Origin of the sequence: Rhodoferax sp., from assembly GCF_028689295.1 — a bacterium.
Taxonomy (GTDB): Bacteria; Pseudomonadota; Gammaproteobacteria; order Burkholderiales; family Burkholderiaceae_C; genus Rhodoferax.
Genome location: NZ_JAQTWL010000029.1, coordinates 1 through 24,677 on the forward strand (window position 1 = coordinate 1; position 24,677 = coordinate 24,677).

The following is a 24,677-nucleotide window of genomic DNA, read 5'->3' on the forward strand; positions in this document are numbered from 1 at the left end:
CGACAGCGATTCCGATAGTGACAGTGACTCTGACTGGGATAGTGACAGCGACTCGGATTCGGATAGCGACAGCGACAGCGATTCGGATAGTGACTCTGACTCGGATAGCGACAGCGACAGCGATTCGGATAGTGACTCTGACTCGGATAGCGATTCGGATTCGGACAGCGACTCGGATAGCGACAGCGACAGCGATTCGGATAGTGACAGCGACAGCGATTCGGATAGTGACAGTGACTCTGACTCGGATAGCGACAGCGATTCGGATTCAGATTCGGATAGCGACTCGGATAGCGACAGCGACAGCGATTCGGATAGCGACTCTGACTCGGACAATGATGACGAAGAAGATGAAGCTGAAGGTGTTGACGCCCTCGACAGTCGTGACCTTATCGGTGGAGAGGATGAGAGCCTGGAGGTTAATGTTGATGGCAAGGGGGCAGATGAGGTTCACTCAGGTAAGGTTGATCCCCAACAGTCAATAGAATTGGCTGGTTATGAAAGCAATGATGCTTCGAACATCGTGAAGAACCTCATAGACAGCGGGCCTTCCACAGATGTCTAAGATTGCGTTTATGGTTTAATTTAGCGGGGCGAAAGCCCCGCTTTTTTTTCACTTTGATGTCAGCAAAAATTGGTCAAAACCTCAATCATGTTTATTGAGCCGCATCTGGGTTTGCCTATGTTCCAAAACATCCTTGAGGATGTGGCCTTCCATGCACTCATCAATGAAGGTTTGCGACGAGGCAATGTTGAATCATTTGATATCCAGCAGGCGTTTGTCCGAACCAGCTTTCCCCAGCGCTTCGTCCGGTTAATCCTCATCCTGTACGCGCCCGGGCATCGCCGCATTTTGGTTACCCGTGCCATTAGCGATGGCCCAGTTGGGTTTGCCGACTTACTACAACGTCTGATCTTGCACCCTCGCCGTGCACAGCTAACAGCAACCAAATTTCGTCTTCAGATAGATTTTGTACAGGATGTTCCGAGACCACTGGACTTCTTGGTTATGAGCATGGAGACGCAGGATGAGCGCCATTTTGAAATCGGTGTGGACGGTCTCTTGATTCGTGGCGGAGACGACAAGCTTCATGTATTTGCGCCTGGGGATGGCTACGTCCGCTCTATCATGGGCGTGGGTCAGTTGCGTGATTATCTCAGTCGTGTTCACGGTACTGACTTTCTCAAAGAATCAAGCTTCGAGTGCTTCCGCTCCAGCAGCTTTATCGCTACTTCAAAGGGGTGGTGTGCTTTGTATCGGGGCCATCCTGTGGTGGGTAAGATCAATCGCAAAAAAATTGAGCAGGCTCTGGGTCTGGCCATAGACCACATCAAACATACCCAGCAGCCTGACGGCAAGTTTCTGTATTATTACGATGCTGCTACCGACTCGAAACGTGATCACGAACACCCTTCACGAAATCCGGTAAAGAATCCCTACTACAACATTCTGCGTCACTGCGGCGGTGCAATAACCTGCCTATTTCATGAAAAACTAACGCATCGCGGTGACACCCTGGCCCATGTTGTCCGCGCAATTGATTATTTGTTGAAGCAAGCGCGACTACAGAACTACAACGGGCATGAGGGGGCTTACATTTACAGTGAAAAAAAAGCTAAACTGGGTGGATCTGGAATCGCTCTTTATCTGCTGGCGCAGTATGAAAGGGTATCAGGTGACATTCAATACCGCATTTGGGCGGACCGTCTGGCCTGCCATCTGGTCAATCAGATCACTGCCAGTGGTGAATTTATTTACTACAACATCTATCTTGATAAACCGGTTACTGAAGCTGATAACACAAGTCACTTTTCGTTTTTCTATCCTGGAGAAGCTGTGTGTGGTTTGGCGGCCTATTTGCATCTGGTGAAACATGAACAGCGCTCGCACGTTTTTGAAAAACTGCACTTGGCTTTGCACTTTTTGCTGAATGTACGTCCAATTATTCGTGCCAGTGAATACAGCGTGCTGCCGTCAGACGGCTGGTTGATGATGGGAATCATGGAATTGTGGGATTTTGAGGATATGCGCAACCCTCAATACAGCGATTTTGTGTTTTCTGACGCACGAAAGATGATTGACCACATGTACAAAGTTACGAACGCACCATACCCAGATTATGCGGGTAGTTTCTATTACAACTTTGGCGACTACCCTTATGCTGATGGTGCGCGCTGCGAAGGCTTGCTGGGTGCTTATGAACTGGCAATCAAAATGGGCGACACCGCAACGGCAGAAGAACTTTGGCAGGCGATTTGTTTGGCGGCATGGGCGTTGATGCATTTGGTCAATACCGAGGATTCAATATACTTTGCACCCAAACCAGATATTGCTTTGGGGGGAATTCGATTCAAGTACACACGTCAGTGGTTTCGGATAGATACCATTCAGCACGTCGCTTCATTTTTTGCAAAGATATTGCCGTATTGGGAATCGTCAATCGACAGGTCTTCATTGGTACCCGTAAGTGATCAATCTCATGAAAATATTTAATCACGATATCAGAAGTAGTGGACCAGCCAGTTTGGGTTTGGGAAAAATGTATGCGTCGCGCGCACTATGCATAACCGAAAAAGATGATGTGATGCAGCTGCCTGGCGAATTAAAAAAACATTGGGAATATATTAAAAAGCATTATGAACGCGTAGGGCTTGAGTGTTGTCAGGAGGTTATATGGGATTTGCGACTTGAACAAATTATAAAATATCCAGATGCCGAGTTATCTTGCTTTTATTTTGGCGAACGGGAAAATTTATTCAGGCCAAATCAAAAAAGATTAGAAATAACAAAGATATTAAATTCGAAAAATGATCTTGTAAAACTAGCTGAGAATTTTAATATAAAGATACCTATAACGACTTGCTTCGATTCAAAAGAACTATTCTTAGAGAATGAAGTTTTCGAATATCCAGTTTATCTAAAACCATCGGTGTCTACATCTGGATTGGGAATTGTGAAATGCGAAGACCATAACTCTTTATGTGAGGCGATATTGTCTTTGCGAAGTAAAGTTGCCTTTCAGGTTCAAAATGAAATTAAGGCAGATTGTTTTTGTAGTTATCAGTTTAAGAAAATCAATGAGAAAGCCGAGTTATTTCTAATCTCAGATCAAATTATTGCTAATAACTCACACATTGGGAATAGGTATCCATCAGCATATGAAAATCATAACTTTTTGATGAATATAGCTAAATATGCTGTCGAAGAAGGAATTGAGGAGATATTTGCATTTGACGTAGCCGTACAGCACGGAAAACTTGGCAATGAATATTTTTTGATAGAGTGTAACCCGAGATATACTGCAGCAAGTTATCCTGCAATAGTTGCAAAAAAATTAAATATAAATTGCTGGATGACTCTGGTGATAAATATCAATTTTGATAATTTTGATAGATTCGATATCAAAGATTTGGAATTTAATAAACAATCAAGACATGGCGTCATCATCATTGGTTGGGGAACCATTGAATATGGAAGAATTATGTTGATGATGATTGGTACTTCTGAGCAGCAGAGTGTGTTGGTTGACCAAATTAAAAATCGCTTGAAAGAAATTGATCTATTTAATAAAAAAATGATTTATTTGTCTCCTGATCAAATTTCAAGAGTAACTGGAGGGAGATGGAAAAATACTTTTGATAAAAGATTCGATTTTACTGGTGTGAATTTTTATTTACCATATATCGAAAAGAATGACCTATTTTTTGATACCAGAAAAAAAGAAATTGTTGACCAGGACGAGAAATGTGAGTATCTTGATAAAGCATTCAATTTAGGCGCAGCTATCGCAGTTGTTCGCAAGTATCAACATACATCATCTCATCCTGTTTTGGAAGTAGAGGATCCCGTCAAAGCCTTGCAAGATATGGCTATCGCCACCAGTCTTCAGTTTGACGGCATTAAAATTCAGGTGATTGGATCACATGGTAAAACTGGCTTCAAGACGCAGTTGTCTCATCTTCTGAAAGACCAATTTCGAGTTCACGCACATCTTGATAGTTCAAATTTGCAAAAGCCGGTTTGGCGAACGCTGTCAGCCATTGCACGGGATGCTAAAGTTGCAATTATTGAGACTGCCATTCCCAATTCACATGCGGGAACTGAGAGCTCTTTTTTTGTCAGACCCAACTATATTGTTATTACTGGAATAGGGTTTGAACATTTGTCGAGTCATAAAACGTTGGACAATTTAATAATCAACAAAGTTGCCGCATTACAAGGTCTGCGTCCTGGTGGCTGTGTTTTGATCAATAAGGATGATGCTTACTATGAAAAAATAGTCATTGCTATTAAAAATATATCTGATTGCAGGATTTACACTTTTGGCTCACATTCGAATTGTGATGGTTATTTAATAAGTGCTGTATTTAATAAATGTAAATGGTATGTCAAAGCAAATATTTTGGGATTAAATATTGAATACACTGTGCCTTTGCTTGAAGATTATGTTCCATTGGCATCGGTAAGTATATTGCTAATGGCTAAAATTTTGGGGGGAGATATTAATCAGTGTGCTTTGAATTACGCTACTTATCAGCATTTTGAAAGTAGTGGAAATCTTTATGATGTTGCATTTAATAATAGCAAATTCCAGGTGTATGATCAAAGTCGACGAGGTGAGTGGAAGGGTTTTATCTCAATGTTCGAACTAATGTCTAGACTTAAACCCAAAGATAACGGTAGAAAAATTGCTGTCATTAGTGAATTTATTAATATGGAGGATAATCCAAATGCTCCCATAGATCTTGCTGCAATGAAAATACAAATGGCAAATGCAGAAATAGACTTATTGTTCACTGTTTCCAACTTCACAGACCATATCGCTGCGTTGCCTGAAAATATAAATTGGGTGGCACATCAAAAGGAAAGTAATGATATTCATCAGGTGATTCTTAATTGTGTCCATGAAGATGATATTATATTTGTGAGAGGAATTGAGAAGGCTCGATTGGACAAACTAGTGGATAAGTTGTTAAAGAAAGGTGCCTCCTTTATTAAATTATTTTAATTATCTTTAGATGAAAAGTTCTTTTGGAAAATTAAAATCTTGTTTTGGAGCTATTCTTTTATTGTTGACCGCTTCTGCTGGTGCCAATTGGAAAGCACCCAGAGAAGCTCTTGTATTACGTAAAGTCGATGGTGACTTTCGTATTTTCGATGCAGCGGTTGGTGATGTAGCAATGTTTGCGCGCAATCGTGCGCCTCAGGTCATTGCTATTCGATTATCAGATGAGGATGTGGAGCGACTTTCAACCCAGTTTCAACTCGCAAATTTGCTTTATTCAAAAAATCTCGGCTTGATTGAGCCACTTAAGAGCGAGAAATTTCGGCAGGCTCAGTTCATTGATGTTCATCTGTTACCCATGACAGAGAGGATGGGGGAGTCAGGTGATTCAGTTGTAACTTACCAATACCGTCAATTTCCGTCGCCGACTTCGGCTTTGACAATCAGTATTTCTTCCCGCTGGCAACCTGGTAATTTGACTCCAGAGCATGAGTTGTTTCATACCTATCAATATGCATATACATACTTTAAAAATTCATGGTTTTTAGAGGGTTTAGCGCGGAGCGTGCAGGGATGGTTTAATCCTGAGAAGGAGCAAGCACAAGTCAAAGTTCAAGGACAGATGTTGCCAAGTGACATAGCAGCATTGAATGCTTTGTTGCATATGTCATATACAGCGGCCCCTTTTTGGACTCGATTGCGTTGGTTGTGCGACCCAAGCTGCGAGGTAGCGCCATCTCAAAAAATTGAGATAACGAAGAAAGCTGCATGTGGTGCGCCTTTCATCAAAGATGTTTTGGAAAAATTTCAGGTAGCAGATCAGCAAGCGGCAATAGCGCGTGGCATCAAGACAAACCAATGGACTGAAAAGGAACAGCGAGCATCTGAAAATAACTCCTGGATGTTAGGTGCACTGTCAAAAGCTATCACACATCAGTGCCCTGTGTCGAGCAATTCCGAGTTGATGGAATTTGATAGACTAATAAACCCACATCAGTCGCCTTAAATCTTCAAGTACTAGCCAAGGCATATCACCGGATTGTTTATGCCTAACCAAGCAACACATAAAAAATCAATCATATTTTTTTATTGTTTTGAGAATAGTTTGAAAATAGATATTGGTATTTTTTGTATTAATTTTAATTAAAATATACTTTATTGTAATACATTATCGTAGGATCTGACGATTAAATGAACACATGCTATCTACAATAGACTATTCAGTCATGAGAGTGGTATAGAGCTATGCAAATCTATATTATTATCTGTCGCGAGTATCCAGTTGCTGCGTAATCCACCGAAAATATTTTCTGTTTTTCCATTGAAGTTGTCAGTTTCAAATAATGGGCACATGTATCGACATGACTTATATCCGAAGGATGTTAATAAATCCTCGGTCTTTCTGGCATCGGTAATATTATCTGCATTGAGGACAAGGATTGGTTTATATAAAGCTATCGCAGTGGAGGCACTTTCTATAACCTCTTTCACATTTCCGGGTGTGTCGACAAATAATAAATCGAAGTGATCCATAATTTGCGAATCCAATTGAATAACCGGAACACAATTTGTTTTTGTGTCATTTGAGATTTGACATGAAACCATGCCAAAGTTACCTTCAGTTTCAAAGACAGGTTCATTGACCTGTATCTTGCCAGTAGTGATACCCGCCCGACTATGAATGATATGAACGTTATCAAGGCTATTAAGCGCTATGTTGGCGTGGAGGAGTTCAATCATTCGGCGGGACTGTTCAATGGCAATCACCTTCCCTTCACTTCCAGCAAGCCGGGCCAAAGCAATTGTGTGTCCTCCAAACCCTGCCCCCACTTCTATCACCACACTTCCGGCCGAAAAAAGAGATGCAAAGACAGCATTCAGACCTTCGATCCAGTCGCCGTAAGTCATTAATGATTTGCCGATGTAGCTATCAAATTTAGGTAGCAAAAAATGACCATATCGGCATGTGTAAACTCCAAGAGTTGTCATTTCATGAGTTAATTTAGGTGGTGTTGGTTTGACTATTGCCGCCTCAACACTGTCCAAGGTTTCATGCCGTTTTCGGTCTATCACTAACGCATTGAAATTGACGCCAATATTTATTTGAAATTCTGCAAGAGACCTGATCTTCCCTAAGCCATAATTTTCGATATCAATAAGAGCCAATGGATCTGAGGTGCGTTCGATACCTAAGAGATGACGTACGCGCCTGTATGATGATGCATTTATTTTGCTCCAGGTATCTTTTTCGTCATCCCAATGTTTGGTTGATGTTTTCCGAGAATAGTAATGATGTATCAAGCACTTGTGTGGCGTGTATCCTGTCCAGCCATGTGTAAAGAACCGTGCTGCATGGGCTATCTCTTCTCCTATGAAGTATATGTGAGGGTCATACGGAACCTGATCAATCATTTCTCGATGGCAGAATAGATATCCACCCGCCATCAAGTAAGATTCAATGGGCCTCGGCATATTTAACGGAACCGAGTTCTGAGACATGACTCTATTAAAGAATTTGACTGGTGCTAGGCGTGGCGTGCTGAAACGTCGCTGGTTGGGTGGATCGTATCCTGCTGGATATGAAGACAGAAATGCTTTAGTATTGCCGGTTTCTTGAAGCATCTTGATCATTTCGGTATCCCACCCCGGAGCGAAACGCATATGCGAATCGATCAGTAAAATGTAATCCTCATCCGACGCAAGCGAAATAGCTTTTGATTTTGCCCAGCAGGCGCCTCTTGTTTCTTTAAGAGTTACATTGATTACTTGAACCTGATTGGGTCGCGGGTAAGGCTCAATGAAGCAATCACTGTCTAACAATGGATCAAATTGCCAGCAAATTCCAACGGTAATTCGATCAGGAAAGGCTGCCGAATCAAACAAATCTTTAATTGTCCATTGACATTCAGTGTCACGGTAGCTCGCGATGGCGACAAAAATCTTATCCATGAGTAGGCACCAAAAATTCAGTGATTGAGCTGTATATTGCTTGTTGTGTCACTTGCTGTTCTTCTGCTACCTCGCAGCCTGTCGGACTTTCATGTCTCAAACGGGCTGCGGAGCGTAGAAGGTGTTATTCAGTCTAAGTCATAGTATCCATCGATATTGGGGCATAGACGATGGCGTGGGCCAGAACCCCGCCAGTGTGCGCAGCGCATCCCGAGCACATCCGCCAGTTTTTTTCACCTGACCCCGGGACCGGTGACGCCATCAAAGCCGAGAGCGGCCAGTAGCGGCAGGTCGGCCTTGCTCTCCACGCCCTGCGCCACCACGGTGATGCCGATGGCGTGCGCCACCTTGCATAGGCCTTTGAGGAATTCCTGGTTGCCCTCGTTGCTGGCGATGTCGCGAATGTAGCTAGGGTGCACCTTTATATAGTCCAGTCCGAGGTCGGCGAGCTTGCCGCTTTCGGCAAAACTCTGGCCAAAGTACTCGACACCGACGCGGCAGCCCAACTGCTTGAGCTGGTGCGCCAGGTCGCGGAAGGCTTCAAACTGTTTGAAGACACCGTATTCGGGTACCTCGATCAGCAGGCGCTTGCAGATCTCGGGGTAAGTTTTGAGCAACTGGGTGAGTTCATGGCGAAAGCTGAAATTAGCCACGGTCGCGGCTGACAGGTTGATGGCAATGTCGCCCGCCGTGCTGCGCAGGTGTTCAATTGCCAGTTTCACCACGCCAAGGTCGATGGGCGCGGTCAGGTTGAGTTGGGCGGCCATGGGCATGAAGTCGCCCGCCGACAAGAGCGTGCCCGTCGCGTCCAGTTGCAGTCGGAGCATGCCTTCCTGGTGCAGCGGGTTGACGCCGTCGCCGGACATGACCGGGTAGAAGCTCAGTGCCAGCTGGCCGCCCGCCACGGCCTCGGTCAGCAGGGAGCGCCATTGCTCGGCTGGCAGCGCCGGCTTGGCCGCGCTGTCTTCGACCGCGTGCCAGCTGTTGGCTCCCTGGCTGGCGGCCTGGGCTAGCGTTTCGTCAGCGCGGGCGAGCAGTTCGCTGATATTCTGGTTATGGTGGTAGCGCACGGCACTGATGTGGAACAGGTCGGGCACCTGGCCGCGCCATTTCGGCAGCAAGTTTTGCGTGAGTCGCTCATGGACGTCACGGGCAGCCTCAGTCGCACTGGCCAGGCTGGGGCGTACCACGGCGAACTCGGCACCCTTGACGCGGCCGGCGCGCTGGCCGATGTGGTCTGTACCACTTTCGTAAAGCTCGCTGCCCACATCCTTGAGCAGAGCGTCAGTTTGTTGCCGGCCGAGTTGGGCGTTCAGGTCGTTGAGATCTGGCAAGCGGACCAGCACCAGGGTGCCGACGGAGCCAAACTGATCGCCCTGCACTGCTTCGCGCAGGTGCGACAAAAAGTAGTCTCGGCTGGACAGGCCGGTGACGGCATCGCGGTTGACCTTTTGGCGCAAGGTCTCAAGGCGCGCCGCTTCATCGTTGAACATGGCCTTGAGCCGGCCGACCATTTCATTCATGGCGTGAGCCACGCTTTTGAGCTCGGGCGTGCGGGGCTCGGTGATGGTCAGGAAGCGGCGCTCGGCAATGGCTTGCGCCTGCCCCACGACTTCGCCCAGCGGCCGGGTGATGCTGCGCATCAACAAGGTGCCGACCATCCCAGTGATGGCTGCGCCGATGACGAACCAGAGCAGCAGTTCAATAGTGCCGTCCCACAGGCTTTGGTAGGCATAGCTGTCGTGGCTGGCCAGAGTCAGCGTGCCGTACTGGTTCCAGCCGTCCTGAATCAGGGCCTGCCCCGGCGTGGTCCGGACGGGGATCAGCTTGACGAACCAGTCCGGTGCGCCCGGTTTCAGGTCGGCGGCCACGCGCTCCACCAGGGTCTTTCCGGTGGGCGAGACGATGCGAATAAAACGGTAGTGGCCGACATCGAACTGCGCCGCCACCAGCAGACCGACCATGACCTCGTCTTTTTCCAGCTGCGTCAGCGACAGCGCCAGCGCGGTGGCGTTGTCGATGTTTTTGACCTGCAGTTGCTGCTCCAGGTAATGCCGTGCCGAGAGGACGCTGACGACCATGCTGCCGCCAAAGGCAACGGTCATGACCAGGGTGATGGCAATCCAGAGTTGTTTGATGAGTGACATGGTGGGCTCGCTTGGTAATGTGGTGAGTGATCTTCAGAGGCCGTCTTGGCGCATGCGATCCAGTACGTCGCGCCAACGCGACAGGCGCGTGGTGGGGTCGGCAGAAGAGGCCGTGGCCCCGCCCACCCACAAGCCGTCGCGATTGAAGCTGAAAACCGGGGTTAGGTCAGGGCGCAGCGAGGCCGGACGCACGCTGTTGATCAGGTTGTCCAGAATCTGCGGTTCTGCCGTGGGCTCGGAGTAATAGCCCAGCACCATGTGCGCGATCGATGTCATTGAACCACTTTTGGCGCGGACATAGATCAGGCGCAACCTGTCATTGCCGATGCCCAGCATTTGCAGGGTGATGTATTTGGCGATGGAGAAGTCTTCGCAATCGCCGGCACCACGGCCCATGAACTCGAGTGGGGTGGCCCAGTAGTCGTTCTGTTGCCACACGACCAGATCGTCCTCAAAAAGAATGCGCCGGTTAAAAAATGTGTTGACTTTGGTGAGCTTTTCCTGCTCGGACAGGACGAGCGATTCTCCCATCAACTGGCGCCAGGCGGCCACGGTTTCAGCGGCGCGGGCGCCATAGCGCTGCTGTGCCAAGAATTGCGTTTTATCAAAATCCGGGTTGGCGAGAGAAGTTACAAAACAAAACCATAACCCCAGCGAAAACAGCCAAACACTCATGCGCAAGTCGAGAAGGTGAGATGCCCCTATAAATTGTGCAGGTTTGACAGTCATATGCAAAAAGTTTTGAAAAAATTTCAAAACAAGCCATAATTATTTTCCGTGTACATTTACTTGGGGACTTTTTCAAATTGTTACGAAAAATATTTGGAGGTTTTATGAATTCTAAAGACAAAAGATTTTCACTGTTGGCACTGGCTGTGCTTTTTGCTTTAGGTGCCCAAGCGCAAGCCTTGCCCGAGCCTATGGTACAGGCCGTGCGCAAGGCGGTAACCACCAATCCTGAGGTGCAGGCGCGCTGGAATGGTTTCAAGGCCGCCGGCAATGAGCGCGATGTTGCACGCGGCGGTTTTTTCCCGCAGGTGGACCTGATCGCCACGACCGGGCGCGAGGATCGGGATACGCCGTTGAACGACTATGGCCGCTACAACTTCAATGCCGCTCAGCTCACCCTGAACCAGATGCTGTTTGACGGCATGTTCACGCCCAACGAAACCAAGCGTCTTGGTTATGCCAAGCTGACCCGCTACTACGAGTTGCTTGAAGCCTCTGAGACGGCCGCCCTGGAGGCCGTGCGGGCCTATGCCGATGTGGTGCGTTACCGCGAGCTGGTGGAGGTGGCCACGCAAAATTATGTGGAGCACAAACAAACCACCCAGAAAGTTGAAGAGCGTGCCAACGCTGGCGTGGGTCGCCGGGTGGACGTCGAGCAGGCCAACGGCCGCCTGGCGCTGGCCGAGTCCAACCTGCTGACTGAGTTGACCAACCTGCACGATGTGAGCGCGCGCTACTTGCGCGTGGTCGGTGAGAAACCGCCAGCCAGCCTGCCGATTTTGCCCGAGCCGTTCAAGCTTGGGACGATGCCTGATTCCACCACGGCCTTGATGCGCGACGGCCTTCAAGGTAGCCCGACTCTGAATGCTGCGGTGGAGAACGTGCGTGCCTACAAAACGGCCATTGAGTCCAGCAAGGCGGCGTACTACCCGCGTCTGGACTTGCGCGCTTATGCGAACAGAGACAACAACAGCGGGGGCATCAGTGGCAACACAAAGGTCAACGGCATCGAACTGGTGCTAAATTACAACCTGTTCCGCGGCGGTGCCGACAAGGCTCGCGAGCGCCAGGCTGTAGATCAGAAAGACCAGGCACGTGATCTGCAAGAAAAAGCCTGCCGCGATGTGCGCCAGACCCTGTCCATAGCCTACAGTGACGTGCGCAGCCTGAACGAGCAACAGAAATACATGGACCAACACCGTCTGGCGACGGAAAAATCGCGCGAGGCTTACCGCCAGCAGTTTGACATTGGCCAGCGCACGCTGCTTGACTTGCTCGACAGCCAGAACGAGTATTTCGAGGCCACGCGCTCCTACATCAACGCGCGCCACAACCAGGCCACGGCGCAAGCGCGCACACTGGCCGGCATGGGCCAGCTGGTGTCCGCCATGGGCGTCAAGCGTGACGATGTGCCGAGCGCGCAGGATGCGGGCCAGGACCGTGCTGGCATCGACCCCGCCGAGTTGTGCCCGCTCGAAGAATCCATGGTTGAGACCATGGACAAGATCAAGGCGTCGGTCGTGATCCCGTCGCGTCCCCGCGCGGTCATACCGGCTGCGCCAGTTGCGCCAGTTGCTGCCACCAGAGTGAGCCTGTCAGCCGATGCGCTGTTCGACTTTGACAAGTCGGTGCTCAAGGTTGGTGGTGCGGCCAAGCTCGATGAGTTGGTGGCCAAGATCAAGGGCATGCAGATTGAAGTCGTGATTGCAACAGGCCATACCGACAGCGTTGGCGCCGATGCCTACAACCAGCGGTTGTCTGTGGCGCGAGCTGAGGCGGTAAAGGCTTACCTGGTGAGCCATGGCGTGGATGTCAAGCGCGTGCGGGCGATTGGCAAGGGAGAAACCGAGCCGGTTGCCGATAACGCCACCACCGAAGGTCGCGCCAAGAATCGTCGGGTGGATGTATCGGTGCAACCGATGACACCAGCCAAGTAAAAACCGGCCTGGCATTTGCGTCAGGTGAACTATCGAATCACAGGCCTTTTTTAGGTCTGTGTTCTTTTGCGTAGTCAGTTCAACAGCGGTTTATCGGGAAGCTCGTTGGGGTTGCTCTGCCCGGTCTGCAGCGCAAAGTGACGCCGCAATAGCGACGAGACTTCCTGCACCGCCTGGGTCAATCCACCCTCAAAATCACCAGCCTTGAACGCCGCGCTCATGGACTCCACCATTCGTGGCCAGGTGTCCAGGGCAACCCGTTCATTCAAGCCCCGATCCGCCACAATTTCGATGCGGTGTTCAGCTAGCAACAGGTAAATGAGCACGCCGTTGTTGTGCGCGGTGTCCCAGACCCGCAACTTGCCAAACATGGCCAGCGCTCGTTCATGCGTGATCTGCGCCATGCTGGCAGGCTGCCACAGGTAGCTCAGCGGCAAGCCAGCCTCGACGTAAACGCGTATTTCGCCGCTGTGCCGCGCTTCGCTGGCAGCCACCTGCGCAGCCAGCTTGTCAAGCAGCACGGGCGGCACGGCGCGGCGGGCCGCGTCGTCGCTTTGCCAGCGATGTCTCAGTATCCGGGTCAAACGAGTCCACATCACCAGTCTCCCGAGGCGCCACCGCCGCCAAAATCGCCACCGCCGCCAGAGCCAAAACCACCACCGCCAAAGCCGCCACTTCCTCCGCCGCCGCCAAAGCCACCGCCATGGCCCCAGCCCGTGTTGGGGTCACCACGACGCAGGCCGCTGTTGCCCAGGCCCGGTGTGTTTTGCACCAGGGTAAAGATCATGGCAGCCACACCCGCCAGGGCGGCAATCAGCCAGCTCGCGGTGAGCACCATGGCAATCACACCCGCCATGCCGCCAGTGGCCAAGGCGCCGAGCCGGTTGCCCAAAATGCCTCGGGTGACCGCGCCAATCACCGGTACGGCGATGAACATGAAGATGCCCAGTTGCATCCAGTCAAAACCGCCAGATGGCTGCTTGCTTGCGGCCGGCGCGGGCAAGTCCTCGCCGCTGATCAGCGCCATGATGCGCGTCAGTCCAGCATCGATGCCGCCCGCATAGTCGCCCTGCTTGAAGCGCGGCGTGATCGTCTCGTCGATGATGCGCTTGGCCGCCAGGTCGGGGATCGCACCCTCGAGCGATTTGGCCACTTCGAAGCGCAGCTTGCGGTCTTGTACCGCCACGATCAGCAGTATGCCGTCGCCAATGTCCTTGCGGCCAATTTTCCAACTGTTGGCGACCCGGTTGGCATAGCTGGTAATGTCTTCAGGCTGGGTGCTGGGCACCAGCAACACTACCACCTGCGCGCCTCGCACCTGCTCGAACGTGGTCAATTTGGCTTCAAGCGCCTCGCGCTGGGCGCCGGACAGGGCGCTCGCGGTGTCCACCACGTGTGCAGCCAGGGCGGGAACGGCCTGTTGTGCCCGCGCCGGGCCAAGCACGCCCCAGGTCAAAAAGCACAGCAGCAACAGCGACCCAAGCCACCGAACATTCGGCAGTGCAGAGCGCATGCGCCACGGCAAGGCGATCATTTTTTGTTGAAATCAACCACAGGTGGCGTCGAGATGCCGGCTTCGTTTTGCACCGAGAAATTCGCCTTGGGGCTGTAACTGAACACCATGGCGGTCAGGTTGCTCGGAAAACTGCGCGCCAGCACGTTGTACTCCTGCACAGCTTGGATGTAGCGATTGCGCGCCACCGTGATGCGGTTCTCGGTGCCTTCGAGCTGCACCCGCAAGTCGCTGAATGCCTGGTTCGCCTTGAGGTTGGGGTATTGCTCCACAACCACCATCAACCGGCTCAGCGCCGAGCCCAACTCGCCCTGCGCCGCCTGAAACTTGTTGAAGGCAGCCGGGTCGTTGAGGGTCTCGGGCGTGACCTGGATCGACGTCGCCCGGGACCGCGCTTCGATCACCTTGGTCAGCGTATCCTGCTCGAAAGCGGCTTCGCCCTTGACTGTGGCCACAATGTTGGGCACCAGATCGGCGCGGCGCTGGTACTGGTTGAGTACCTCGCTCCAGGCCGATTTGGTTTGCTCGTCCAGGCGTTGAAAGTCGTTGTAGCCGCAGCCCGTCAGGGACAGGGCGGTGATCAAAATCAAAAACCAGCGTTTCATAAATACCTCCACAAGAAAATGAACAGAACAGCAAAAAACGGGGCGTGGGCGGCTATTTTGCAAGGATGGGAAACAGCTTGATCAACCCGTCCGTCATCACCTCGACCGCCAGCGCTGCCAGTATCAGTCCCATGAGCCGGGTCATGACGTTGATGCCGGTTTTGCCCAGACCGCGCGCAATCGGGTTAGCCAGCGAAAAACACAAGGCGGTGGCCACTGCAATGACCACACCATACCCCACCAGCATGCCCAGTTGCCAGAACGTCTTGGCCTTGTCGGCATAAATCACGACCGTGGACATGGTGGCCGGGCCGGTTAGCAGCGGAATGGTCAGGGGCACCACCGCGATGCTGGCACGGGCGGCGGCGTCATGCATTTCTTCCTCGTTGGATTTGGCCTCGGCCGGTTGGGCGTTGAGCATGGCCAGCGCGGACGTCAACAGCAGCATGCCACCGCCGACCTGAAAACTGGCCAGCGAGATGCCAAAAAACTCCAGGATGTGCAACCCCAGCAAAGCGCAGACCGCAATCACCACAAAGCTGCTGAACGAGGCAATCCAGATGGTGCGCCGCCGCTGCGCGGACGAAAAATCCTGGGTGTAGTGAATAAAGAATGGCACGATCGCCAGCGGATTCACGATGGCCAGCAGGGTGACGAGGGGTTTGAGGTCCATGGCTGTGTGGTCTTTAAGCTGGGTTGCGTCAGCGCGCCGAGCGCTCCAGATAGCGTTTGCGCCAGAAGAATAACCCCAGGCCACCCGCTGTCAGACCCATTGAAATCATGGCCAACCAGAATCCATTGCTCTGGTGCAGTAGCGGGATGAAGTCGAAGTTCATGCCAAAAATGCCGGCAATCAGATTGAGCGGCAGAAAAATGGCGGTCAGCACCGTGAGCGTGCGCATGATCTCGTTGGTGCGGTGGCTTTGCGCATTGAAATGCATCTGCACCGTGGTCTCGGCATTTTGCTCCAGCCGTTGCACGTGGTGCAGCACGCGCTCGATGTGCTCCAGCACGTCGCGGCTGCGCACTTGCAGCAGGTCGCGCTGGTGTCGGCTCAGCAACTCGTCATGATCGGGCCAGCTTTTCAGGGCTTCAATCCAGTCCTGGATGGCCGCGCGCTGGTCTTCGCAGATTTCATCGAGGTGGTGCAAAGACAGGCGGGCGCTGAGCAGGGCGTTCCAGTTGCTGAAACGGGTATTGGGGTTGAGCAGTTCGGCTTGCCAGTGGTCAAGCTGCTGGCTGAGTTCACGGCGCAAGGCCAGGAAGCCGTCCACCATCTGGTTGACGATGCGCAGCATCAGGTCGGCGGGGTTGGCGGGAATGCCGCGTGCACCGGTGGATCGGCTGTCTGGTGCGTCTGGCTTCAAGCTGTTCTGCGAACCACTGTCGCTGCTCGCCAGCAGCCGCAGGGCGTAAGCATCGCGCAACGTGAAGTCGGCAGGGTGGACCGTCAGCAGGAGGCGGTCAAGCACCACGAACCCGACCGGGCTGGTGTCGATGCGCCGCAAGATGGGCGGACCACCGCGCCGGGGCAAGTGTTTCAAAGGCTGGCTGGCTGCTGTTGATTCGGTTCCGTTCATCACCAGACCGCGAAACACCAGCAGGTCGTATTGTGAGGTGAAGTCAAAGCGCGAGGGCAGTTGCGTGTTGAGGAGGTCTGACAGGTGGAGGTCCAGCAATTGCAGTTTGCACAGGGCTTGCAGCGCCGCCTGAATCGGTATTTGCATGCGCTCAAGTTCGGCGCGTGTGCACGACAACCAAACATAGCCGGCCTCTGGGAGTGGCAGATTGTTCAGGGTCGCGGGGTCATCGCCTGAAGAAATTTCAGAGACGCGGCTACCGTGGATGGTGAAAATGCGCATGGCACAGTGACGCTGTCCAGATAGCCTGGCTCAAGGACGAAGCAAGCGGGCGGCATCGCGCGCGAAATAGGTCAGGATGCCATCGGCCCCGGCGCGCTTGAAGGCCAGCAGGCTTTCCATCATCACCGCGTCGTGGTCGAGCCAGCCGTTCTGGGCGGCGGCCTTGAGCATGGCGTATTCGCCCGACACCTGGTAGGCAAAGGTCGGCACCTTGAAGGTGTCCTTGACGCGGCGCACCACGTCAAGATAAGGCATGCCGGGCTTGACCATGACCATGTCGGCACCTTCGGCGATGTCCATGGCCACTTCGCGCAGCGCTTCGTCACTGTTGCCAGGGTCCATTTGATAGACCTTTTTGTTGCTCTTGCCCAGGTTGGCGGCCGACCCCACGGCCTCGCGAAACGGCCCGTAAAAGGCGCTGGCGTACTTGGCGCTGTAGGCCATGATGCGGGTGTGAATGAAGTGGTTGGCCTCCAGCGCGTTGCGGATGGCGCCAATGCGGCCGTCCATCATGTCGCTGGGCGCCACCATGTCGACACCGGCTGCGGCATGCGACAGGGCTTGCTTGACCAGCACTTCGACGGTTTCGTCGTTCATGATGTAACCGTCATCAAGCGGGTCAGGACTGGGCAGGCCGTCCTGACCGTGGCTGGTGAAGGGGTCCAGCGCCACGTCGGTCATCACACCCAACTCCGGGAATTCCTTTTTCAGTGCCCGCACCACGCGCGGCACCAGGCCGTCGGGGTTGAACGCCTCGCGGCCGTCCGGGGTTTTCAGGTGCTGCTCGATCACCGGGAACAGCGCCATGAACGGGATGCCCAGTTTGACGCAGTCTTCGGCCACGGGCAGCAGCAGGTCTAGGCTCAGGCGCTCCACCCCCGGCATGGACGACACCACCTGGCGCTGTTGCTGGCCATCGACCACAAACACGGGGTAAATGAAATCATGGGCAGAGAGGGCGTGCTCGCGAACCAGATTTCGGGTAAAAATGTCGCGGCGCAGGCGGCGTGGCCGGCCTTGGGGGAAAGAGGCGTAGTGGTTCATGGTGAAATCAACTCAAGTTAAATATTTTTTGTCATCGTAACGACATTTTTTTTGCCATCGGCTTGAAAAATGTATTTTTTTTTGTTAAATTACGACCCGGGCAGTTTACTGCTCCCCGCTTTTCCTCCCTGAGCGGGGCCTTGATGTGTGACAGCAAATAGGCTTACCACCCCAGCCCTTGTGCTGGGGTTTTTTTTGGATTGACGCAAGGCTGCCCCGGCGTGGTTGCGCGGCCAAGGTTTGAAAGTGATCGCCATGCTCTGGATCAAGTCGCTTCACAGTAGTTTTGTCCCCAGTTGGTTCGCAGGCATATTTGACCTATCGCGCAAGAGGACTCTTATCGGTATCCCGACTGTGATCCCAGTCGTCCGTCTGGTTCTGTTGAAACTTTTTTGACGCACTATGCCGCTGCACAAGACTTCGGCATGGCCCTTGGCGCTGGTTTATGGCGGCCTGATCGTTTACGCCAGCCTGTTCCCGTTTGACAATTGGCGCGACCAGGGCGTTGCACCGTGGTTCTTCCTGACCGCGCCGTTGCCCAAATACTGGACCGCGTTTGATGTGGTGACCAACGTCGTCGGCTACATGCCGCTGGGTTTTTTCCTGGTGCTGAGTACGCTGCGCACCGGGCGTCCGCGCTACGCCTTGCGCTTGGGCGTGCTGGCGGCGTCGGTGTTGTCGCTGCTGATGGAGTCGCTCCAAGTGTATCTGCCCAACCGGGTGCCATCCAATCTTGATCTGATGCTCAATATGGCGGGCGGCGCATTGGGCGCTGTCAGCGCCTGGAGCCTGGAAAAACTGGGTGCCTTGCAGCGCTGGAGCCGTTTCAGGGCGCATTGGTTCGTCGATGACGCACGGGGCGGCATGGTGCTGCTGGCCCTGTGGCCACTGGCTTTGTTGTTTCCCACCTCGATTCCCCTGGGTTTGGGACATGTCGTGGAACGGCTGGAAGCCAGGATCATCGATCTGTTGGCAGATACCCCGTTTCTGGACTGGTTGCCGCTGCGCGAGACTGAGTTGCAGCCCTTGTTGCCCTCGGTGGAGTGGCTGTGTGTGCTGCTGGGTTTGCTGATCCCGTGCCTGCTTGGCTTCTGCATTATTCGCCAGGCCGGCAAACGCGCGTGGTTTCTGGCTTGGGTGTGCTTTTTTGGCGTCTTGGCGACAGCGCTCAGCGCGGCCTTGAGTGTGGGTCCGGAGCACACTTGGGCTTGGTTCAGCGCGCCGGTCAAAGCCGCCTTGGCGAGCGCCATGGTGCTGGCGACAGCGCTGATATGGGTGCCAAGCCGTGCCAGTGCGGCGCTGGCACTATTGGCGTTGGGTGTCAACCTGAGCCTGATCAATCAGACGGCGGTGAGTCCGTATTTTGAGCAAACCCTGTTTCTGTGGGAGCAGGGGCGCTTCATTCGATTCCATGGTTTGGCGCAGTGGCTGGGCTGGCTTTGGCCTTTTGCAACTTTGGTCTATGTGCTGAGCCTGTTATGGCGCCAGGAGTCAAAAAACTAAAATCAGGTGCATGACACATTCAATCTCAATCTCACCCAATTCTGCCGCTCAGTCAGACAGCGCGCCAGCGCCGACCGCCAGTTATTACCAGAGGCACATCTTTTTCTGCTTGAATGAGCGCGGCAATGGCGAGGCCTGCTGCGCCCAGCATGATGCTGTAGCGGCGTTTGAGCGCTGCAAGTCGCAGGTCAAGGCGGCCGGCTTGGCCGGCCCGGGGCAAGTGCGCGTCAACAAGGCGGGTTGTCTGGACCGCTGCGCCGCTGGCCCGGTGGCCGTGGTCTATCCGGAGGCGGTGTGGTACAGCTATGTGGATGCCAGCGACATCGACGAGATCGTCGAGTCGCACCTCAGAAACGGCCAGGTGGTGCAACGACTGCTGACGCCTGCGGACTTGGGGCGCTAGCCAGTTCTTGGTCCATTTCCTCCTGAAGCCTGCCAAACAAGCGTTGGCCGCTATTTAATTTAAAGCAATATTTGCCTCTTGACTGAACAGGGGCGGCACTTTCATGAAAAAAATACTCTTATCCCTGATGACTGCGGTTTGTCTGTCGGCCGCCGCGCAAACCCCGCAGCCGCCTGAAATTGCGGCGCGCTCCTATTTGTTGCTGGATGTCACCGCCGATCAAATATTGGCGCAAAAAGACATTGATACACCCGTGGAGCCAGCCTCCCTAACCAAACTGATGACGGCTTACTTGGTGTTCGATGCCCTGCGCAGCAAGAAACTCGACCTCAAGCAGACCTTGCCGGTGAGCGAGCGGGCCTGGAAAATGCCAGGCTCGCGCATGTTCATCGATCCCAAAATGAAGGTGCCGGTGGAGGATTTGCTCAAAGGCATGATTGTGCAAAGTGGCAACGACGCCACCATGGCGCTGGCCGAGGGGGTCGGCGGCTCAAAGGAGCGTTTTGTGCAACTGATGAATGATCAGGCCAAGGCCTTGGGCATGAAAGCCACCGGCTACAAGAATCCGGAAGGCTTGACAGAAGCGGGTCACACCACCACAGCGCGAGACCTGAGTATTTTGGCGACCCGCCTGATGCGGGATTTTCCAGATTATGTGGCGTATTACGCGATCAAAAATTACCGCTATGAGGGCACGCCAGCGGCCAATGACAGTAATCGCAATCTGTTGCTTTTTCGTGATCCGACGGTCGATGGTCTGAAGACCGGGCATACCGATGCTGCCGGCTACTGCTTGATTGCCACTGCCCGGCGCGAGGTGCCGGGACTTGGCAAAGCCGGTGCTGTGGCCGGCTCTCCAGCCGCCTTGGGCAGCCGTCGTTTGTTGTCGATTGTGCTGGGTGCTGCCAGCGAAAACGCGCGCGCCAATGAATCCCAGAAATTGCTGAATTGGGGCTACACCGCATTTGAAGCGGTCAAGCTGTTCGATGCCAACCAGGCTGTGGTGACGCCGGCTGTCTGGAAGGGCAAGGTGCCTACCGTGGCGCTGGGTCAGACCCGGGCCATCGTGGTGGCTGTGCCCACCGGCATGGGCGCCAAGCTCAGCACCCAGGTGGTTCGCCCCGAGCCTTTGGTGGCACCTTTCAACAAGGGCCAGGAGGTGGGATTGCTCAAAATCAGCAGCGCCGGCCAAGCAGTGTCCGAGGTGCCGCTGCAGGTGCTTGAGGCGGTGGAGCAGGCCGGGGTGCTGGGGCGTGCCTGGGACGCTTTGCGCCTCTGGATCAAATGACCAATTTGCACTTGGGTACCTGACCTGATATAGTAATGGGCTTTTCGGGATTTCCGAAGGGATTCACGTTTTTGTCAATTTCATGTTTTCAAACGTTTAGGGACGTTTAGTTTTTAGGAGGCTTAATGCCAACCATCAATCAGTTAATCCGTCAGGGGCGCGCGGTGGAAACCGTCAAGTCCAAGAGCCCGGCGATGGAAAATTCCCCCCAGCGCCGTGGTGTTTGCACCCGCGTTTACACCACAACGCCTAAAAAGCCCAACTCGGCTTTGCGTAAAGTTGCCAAAGTGCGCTTGACCAACGGCTTTGAGGTGATTTCTTACATCGGCGGCGAAGGCCACAACCTGCAGGAACACAGCGTGGTGCTGGTTCGTGGCGGTCGTGTCAAGGACTTGCCCGGTGTGCGTTACCACATCGTGCGCGGTTCGCTCGACTTGCAAGGCGTGAAAGACCGCAAGCAGTCGCGTTCCAAGTACGGTGCCAAGCGTCCCAAGGTCAAATAAACCGCTGGTTCGTTAAATTAAAAGGTGTTTGTTTGCTGCGTGGCGCAGGAAATGAACGTAGTGACCCAATGTTCGGGTCGAGTAAGTGAGAGTCTTATTTGTTAACTCTCGCGGTGTCCGCAAAGATGCCAACTGAAGCAATAGAGGTGAAAAAATGCCACGTCGTCGCGAAGTCCCTAAACGTGAAATTCTGCCGGATCCTAAATTCGGCAATGTTGAGCTGTCCAAATTCATGAACGTGATCATGGAAGGCGGCAAAAAAGCGATCGCCGAGCGCATCATTTATGGTGCCTTGGAGCAAATCGAGAAGAAGAACCCTGGCAAAGACCCGGTTGAGGCCTTCACCATGGCCATCAACAACGTCAAGCCGCTGGTTGAAGTGAAGTCCCGCCGTGTTGGCGGTGCCAACTATCAGGTGCCCGTTGAAGTGCGCCCTGTCCGTCGTCTGGCTCTGTCCATGCGCTGGATCAAGGAAGCAGCCCGCAAGCGTGGTGAAAAATCCATGGCCCTGCGTTTGGCCAACGAACTGATGGAAGCCACTGAAGGCCGTGGCGGTGCCATGAAAAAGCGTGACGAAGTTCACCGCATGGCAGAGGCCAACAAGGCGTTCTCGCACTTCCGCTTCTAAAAGCGGTTATCGATTGACCTTCGCGTGAGGGTTAATTGCTGCGCCGCAAGGTCCATAAGCCTTTGCGGCGTAGTCGTTTGAAATACATAGATCAACCAAGGATCCATCATGGCTCGCCATACCCCCATTGAGCGCTACCGCAACATCGGTATCTCAGCTCACATCGACGCCGGCAAAACTACCACCACCGAGCGTATTCTTTTCTACACCGGTGTGAATCATAAAATCGGTGAAGTGCATGACGGTGCAGCCACCATGGACTGGATGGAGCAGGAGCAGGAGCGTGGCATCACCATTACCTCTGCTGCCACCACCTGTTTCTGGAAGGGCATGGAAACCAATTTTGCCGAGCACCGCATCAATATCATCGACACCCCCGGCCACGTGGACTTCACGATTGAAGTGGAACGCTCGATGCGCGTGTTGGACGGTGCCTGTATGGTTTATTGCGCTGTGGGCGGCGTGCAGCCCCAGTCTGAAACCGTCTGGCGTCAGGCCAACAAGTACAAGGTGCCGCGTCTGGCCTTTGTCAACAAGATGGACCGTACCGGCGCCAACTTCTTCAAAGTTGTTGACCAGATGAAGCTGCGCTTGAAAGCTTCTCCCGTGCCGATCGTGATCCCGATCGGTGCCGAAGAGCACTTCACCGGCGTGGTCGATTTGATCAAGATGCGCGCCATCATCTGGGACGAAGCCTCGCAAGGCATGAAGTTCGAATACCGGGAAATTCCCGCTGAACTGCTGGCTTCAGCCAAAGAGTGGCGCGAAAAAATGGTCGAAGCTGCCGCTGAAGCCAACGAAGACTTGATGAACAAGTACCTCGAAGAAGGCGACTTGACCGAAGACGAGATCAAGTTGGGCATTCGCACGCGCACCATTGCCAGCGAAATTCAGCCCATGCTGTGCGGTACCGCGTTCAAGAACAAGGGTGTGCAGCGCATGCTCGACGCCATTATTGAATTCATGCCGTCGCCCATCGATATTCCACCCGTCAAGGGCATGGATGAGGATGAGCTGCCAGTGGTTCGCAAAGCCGATGACAGCGAAAAGTTTTCCGCTTTGGCGTTCAAGTTGATGACTGACCCATTTGTGGGACAGTTGACGTTTGTGCGTGTTTATTCCGGCGTGCTGAACAAGGGCGACACGGTCTATAACCCGATTCGCGGCAAAAAAGAGCGCATTGGCCGTATCGTCCAGATGCATGCCAACAAGCGCGAAGAAGTGAGCGAAATTGTCGCTGGCGACATTGCAGCCTGCGTCGGCTTGAAAGATGTGACCACCGGTGAAACCCTGTGCGATCCAAGCGCCATCATCATGCTCGAACGCATGGTGTTCCCGGAGCCAGTGATTACCCAGGCCGTTGAACCCAAGACCAAGGTTGACCAGGAAAAAATGGGCATTGCCTTGCAGCGTCTGGCGCAAGAAGATCCTTCATTCCGCGTCAAGACGGACGAAGAGTCCGGCCAGACTCTGATCGCGGGCATGGGTGAGCTCCACCTTGAAATCATTGTCGATCGCATGAAGCGCGAATTCGGTGTGGAGGCCAACGTAGGCAAGCCTCAGGTGGCCTACCGCGAAACTATCCGCAAGACCATCGAAGATGCCGAAGGCAAGTTCGTGCGTCAGTCGGGCGGTAAGGGTCAGTACGGCCACGTGGTGCTCAAGATCGAACCCAACGAAGCTGGCAAGGGCATTGAGTTTGTTGACGCCATCAAGGGCGGCGTGGTGCCGCGAGAGTACATCCCTGCGGTGGAAAAAGGCATCCACGAAGCCGTCACGCAAGGTGTGCTGGCGGGCTACCCGGTGGTCGATGTCAAGGTCACACTGCACTTCGGTTCGTACCACGACGTGGACTCGAACGAATTGGCGTTCAAGATGGCGGCAATTTTTGGCTTCAAGGAAGGTTGCCGCAAGGCCAACCCGGTGATTCTTGAGCCCATGATGGCGGTCGAAGTGGAAACCCCCGAAGACTACGCTGGCAACGTGATGGGTGATTTGTCCTCACGCCGCGGCATGGTGCAGGGCATGGAAGACATGGTCGGTGGCGGCAAGGCCATCAAGGCTGAAGTGCCCCTGTCCGAAATGTTCGGTTACTCGACCACGTTGCGCTCCATGTCCCAGGGCCGTGCCACTTACACGATGGAATTCAAGCATTACACGGAAGCCCCGCGCAACGTCTCTGAAGCCATCATGGCGGCAAGGGCAAAGTAATAGTCCTGAGACTTGGGGTCAGACCACTCGCGCAGCGACGTGCTCTGACCCCATCTGAATAGATGTATTCGGGCTCCAGACCACTCGCGCAGCGATGTGCTCTGACCCCAACTGATTAGAAGTATCTGTCTGCGATTTCGCACCCCCGGCTGCCCGTGGCCAAGGAACCAGTGACGAACTGCAAACATTAAACCAACTCACGGGCAATGCTCTTTTAAGGAACTGAAAATGGGAAAAGAAAAATTCACGCGCACCAAGCCCCACGTCAACGTGGGCACCATTGGGCACGTTGACCACGGCAAAACCACGCTGACAGCGGCCATCACCTCGGTGCTGGCCTCCAAATTTG

20 protein-coding genes and 2 pseudogenes are annotated in these 24,677 nt (G+C 53.3%); 13 read left to right on the forward strand and 9 right to left on the reverse strand.

Annotated elements, in window-relative coordinates; translation table 11 throughout:
- The 4 genes from PHF15_RS15335 to PHF15_RS15350 form a co-directional block, all read left to right on the forward strand.
- The coding region (locus PHF15_RS15335; protein WP_300122465.1) for a hypothetical protein at positions 1-565 on the forward strand (565 nt) is incomplete at its 5' end.
- Between the two features lie 87 nt (positions 566-652).
- Positions 653-2,494 (forward strand): hypothetical protein, encoded by a 1,842-nt coding sequence (locus tag PHF15_RS15340; protein ID WP_300122466.1) that lies wholly within the window; start codon positions 653-655, stop codon positions 2,492-2,494.
- The gene (locus PHF15_RS15345; protein ID WP_300122468.1) at positions 2,481-5,009 is read left to right on the forward strand and encodes a Mur ligase family protein; all 2,529 of its coding nucleotides are present in this window, start codon (positions 2,481-2,483) and stop codon (positions 5,007-5,009) included. Before PHF15_RS15340 ends, PHF15_RS15345 begins: the two co-directional genes overlap by 14 nt.
- 10 nt (positions 5,010-5,019) lie before the next feature.
- On the forward strand, positions 5,020-6,012 hold the full coding sequence (locus PHF15_RS15350; RefSeq protein ID WP_300122470.1) for a hypothetical protein: 993 nt from the start codon (positions 5,020-5,022) through the stop codon (positions 6,010-6,012).
- Positions 6,013-6,230: 218 nt separating this feature from the next.
- Here PHF15_RS15350 and PHF15_RS15355 read toward each other — a convergent pair whose 3' ends face one another.
- From PHF15_RS15355 to PHF15_RS15365, 3 genes are all read right to left on the reverse strand, one after another.
- Positions 6,231-7,955, reverse strand: coding sequence for an FkbM family methyltransferase (locus PHF15_RS15355; protein ID WP_300122474.1), 1,725 nt, complete (start codon positions 7,953-7,955; stop codon positions 6,231-6,233).
- Between the two features lie 233 nt (positions 7,956-8,188).
- The gene (locus tag PHF15_RS15360; protein ID WP_300122477.1) at positions 8,189-10,102 is read right to left on the reverse strand and encodes an EAL domain-containing protein; all 1,914 of its coding nucleotides are present in this window, start codon (positions 10,100-10,102) and stop codon (positions 8,189-8,191) included.
- A 33-nt stretch (positions 10,103-10,135) separates the two neighbouring features.
- On the reverse strand, positions 10,136-10,693 hold the full coding sequence (locus PHF15_RS15365; RefSeq protein WP_300122479.1) for a transglutaminase-like cysteine peptidase: 558 nt from the start codon (positions 10,691-10,693) through the stop codon (positions 10,136-10,138).
- A 329-nt stretch (positions 10,694-11,022) separates the two neighbouring features.
- Here PHF15_RS15365 and PHF15_RS15370 point away from each other — a divergent pair.
- A pseudogene (locus PHF15_RS15370) lies at positions 11,023-12,219 on the forward strand (TolC family outer membrane protein); the annotation flags it as partial.
- Between the two features lie 177 nt (positions 12,220-12,396).
- Positions 12,397-12,768: pseudogene (locus PHF15_RS17045) on the forward strand (OmpA family protein); the annotation flags it as partial.
- Positions 12,769-12,842: 74 nt separating this feature from the next.
- Here the strand turns inward: PHF15_RS17045 and PHF15_RS15375 are convergent.
- From PHF15_RS15375 to hemB, 6 genes are read right to left on the reverse strand one after another with little or no spacing between them, the layout of a single operon-like run.
- On the reverse strand, positions 12,843-13,364 hold the full coding sequence (locus PHF15_RS15375) for a TPM domain-containing protein (RefSeq protein WP_300122483.1): 522 nt from the start codon (positions 13,362-13,364) through the stop codon (positions 12,843-12,845).
- Positions 13,364-14,281, reverse strand: coding sequence for a TPM domain-containing protein (locus PHF15_RS15380; protein ID WP_300122486.1), 918 nt, complete (start codon positions 14,279-14,281; stop codon positions 13,364-13,366). Before PHF15_RS15380 ends, PHF15_RS15375 begins: the two co-directional genes overlap by 1 nt.
- 17 nt (positions 14,282-14,298) lie before the next feature.
- On the reverse strand, positions 14,299-14,886 hold the full coding sequence (locus PHF15_RS15385) for a LemA family protein (RefSeq protein WP_300122488.1): 588 nt from the start codon (positions 14,884-14,886) through the stop codon (positions 14,299-14,301).
- 52 nt (positions 14,887-14,938) lie between these two features.
- Positions 14,939-15,559: a MarC family protein gene (locus PHF15_RS15390; protein ID WP_300122489.1), complete on the reverse strand. Its 621-nt coding sequence runs from the start codon at positions 15,557-15,559 to the stop codon at positions 14,939-14,941.
- 28 nt (positions 15,560-15,587) lie between these two features.
- Positions 15,588-16,748 carry a magnesium transporter CorA family protein gene (locus PHF15_RS15395; RefSeq protein WP_300122492.1) on the reverse strand — a complete coding sequence of 387 codons (1,161 nt, stop codon included), beginning with the start codon at positions 16,746-16,748 and terminating at the stop codon, positions 15,588-15,590.
- A gap of 30 nt (positions 16,749-16,778) precedes the next feature.
- On the reverse strand, positions 16,779-17,792 hold the full coding sequence (gene hemB, locus PHF15_RS15400) for a porphobilinogen synthase (protein ID WP_300122493.1): 1,014 nt from the start codon (positions 17,790-17,792) through the stop codon (positions 16,779-16,781).
- Between the two features lie 402 nt (positions 17,793-18,194).
- Here hemB and PHF15_RS15405 point away from each other — a divergent pair, with 402 nt between their 5' ends.
- From PHF15_RS15405 to PHF15_RS15435, 7 genes are all read left to right on the forward strand, one after another.
- Positions 18,195-19,295 (forward strand): VanZ family protein, encoded by a 1,101-nt coding sequence (locus PHF15_RS15405; protein WP_300122495.1) that lies wholly within the window; start codon positions 18,195-18,197, stop codon positions 19,293-19,295.
- A 10-nt stretch (positions 19,296-19,305) separates the two neighbouring features.
- On the forward strand, positions 19,306-19,698 hold the full coding sequence (locus tag PHF15_RS15410) for a (2Fe-2S) ferredoxin domain-containing protein (RefSeq protein ID WP_300122496.1): 393 nt from the start codon (positions 19,306-19,308) through the stop codon (positions 19,696-19,698).
- Between the two features lie 103 nt (positions 19,699-19,801).
- On the forward strand, positions 19,802-20,986 hold the full coding sequence (locus PHF15_RS15415; RefSeq protein WP_300122498.1) for a D-alanyl-D-alanine carboxypeptidase family protein: 1,185 nt from the start codon (positions 19,802-19,804) through the stop codon (positions 20,984-20,986).
- Positions 20,987-21,111: 125 nt separating this feature from the next.
- Positions 21,112-21,489: a 30S ribosomal protein S12 gene (rpsL, locus tag PHF15_RS15420; protein ID WP_296275993.1), complete on the forward strand. Its 378-nt coding sequence runs from the start codon at positions 21,112-21,114 to the stop codon at positions 21,487-21,489.
- Positions 21,490-21,643: 154 nt separating this feature from the next.
- A complete protein-coding gene (gene rpsG, locus PHF15_RS15425) occupies positions 21,644-22,117 on the forward strand; it encodes a 30S ribosomal protein S7 (protein ID WP_296163702.1) in 474 nt (157 codons plus the stop codon).
- A 108-nt stretch (positions 22,118-22,225) separates the two neighbouring features.
- Positions 22,226-24,328, forward strand: coding sequence for an elongation factor G (gene fusA / locus PHF15_RS15430; protein ID WP_300122502.1), 2,103 nt, complete (start codon positions 22,226-22,228; stop codon positions 24,326-24,328).
- 228 nt (positions 24,329-24,556) lie between these two features.
- Positions 24,557-24,677, forward strand: a 121-nt coding sequence (locus tag PHF15_RS15435; protein WP_300122192.1) for a GTP-binding protein, incomplete at its 3' end; no start/stop codon positions are given.

Coding starts and splice junctions, on each gene's coding strand:
- PHF15_RS15380 (WP_300122486.1), bottom strand. CDS start 14,281: ATGCGCTCTGCACTGCCGAATGTTCGGTGGCTTGGGTCGCTGTTGCTG.
- PHF15_RS15355 (WP_300122474.1), bottom strand. CDS start 7,955: ATGGATAAGATTTTTGTCGCCATCGCGAGCTACCGTGACACTGAATGT.
- fusA (WP_300122502.1), top strand. CDS start 22,226: ATGGCTCGCCATACCCCCATTGAGCGCTACCGCAACATCGGTATCTCA.
- PHF15_RS15395 (WP_300122492.1), bottom strand. CDS start 16,748: ATGCGCATTTTCACCATCCACGGTAGCCGCGTCTCTGAAATTTCTTCA.
- PHF15_RS15385 (WP_300122488.1), bottom strand. CDS start 14,886: ATGAAACGCTGGTTTTTGATTTTGATCACCGCCCTGTCCCTGACGGGC.
- PHF15_RS15390 (WP_300122489.1), bottom strand. CDS start 15,559: ATGGACCTCAAACCCCTCGTCACCCTGCTGGCCATCGTGAATCCGCTG.
- PHF15_RS15415 (WP_300122498.1), top strand. CDS start 19,802: ATGAAAAAAATACTCTTATCCCTGATGACTGCGGTTTGTCTGTCGGCC.
- PHF15_RS15345 (WP_300122468.1), top strand. CDS start 2,481: ATGAAAATATTTAATCACGATATCAGAAGTAGTGGACCAGCCAGTTTG.
- hemB (WP_300122493.1), bottom strand. CDS start 17,792: ATGAACCACTACGCCTCTTTCCCCCAAGGCCGGCCACGCCGCCTGCGC.
- PHF15_RS15340 (WP_300122466.1), top strand. CDS start 653: ATGTTTATTGAGCCGCATCTGGGTTTGCCTATGTTCCAAAACATCCTT.
- PHF15_RS15350 (WP_300122470.1), top strand. CDS start 5,020: ATGAAAAGTTCTTTTGGAAAATTAAAATCTTGTTTTGGAGCTATTCTT.
- PHF15_RS15405 (WP_300122495.1), top strand. CDS start 18,195: ATGCCGCTGCACAAGACTTCGGCATGGCCCTTGGCGCTGGTTTATGGC.
- rpsG (WP_296163702.1), top strand. CDS start 21,644: ATGCCACGTCGTCGCGAAGTCCCTAAACGTGAAATTCTGCCGGATCCT.
- PHF15_RS15375 (WP_300122483.1), bottom strand. CDS start 13,364: ATGTGGACTCGTTTGACCCGGATACTGAGACATCGCTGGCAAAGCGAC.
- PHF15_RS15360 (WP_300122477.1), bottom strand. CDS start 10,102: ATGTCACTCATCAAACAACTCTGGATTGCCATCACCCTGGTCATGACC.
- rpsL (WP_296275993.1), top strand. CDS start 21,112: ATGCCAACCATCAATCAGTTAATCCGTCAGGGGCGCGCGGTGGAAACC.
- PHF15_RS15410 (WP_300122496.1), top strand. CDS start 19,306: ATGACACATTCAATCTCAATCTCACCCAATTCTGCCGCTCAGTCAGAC.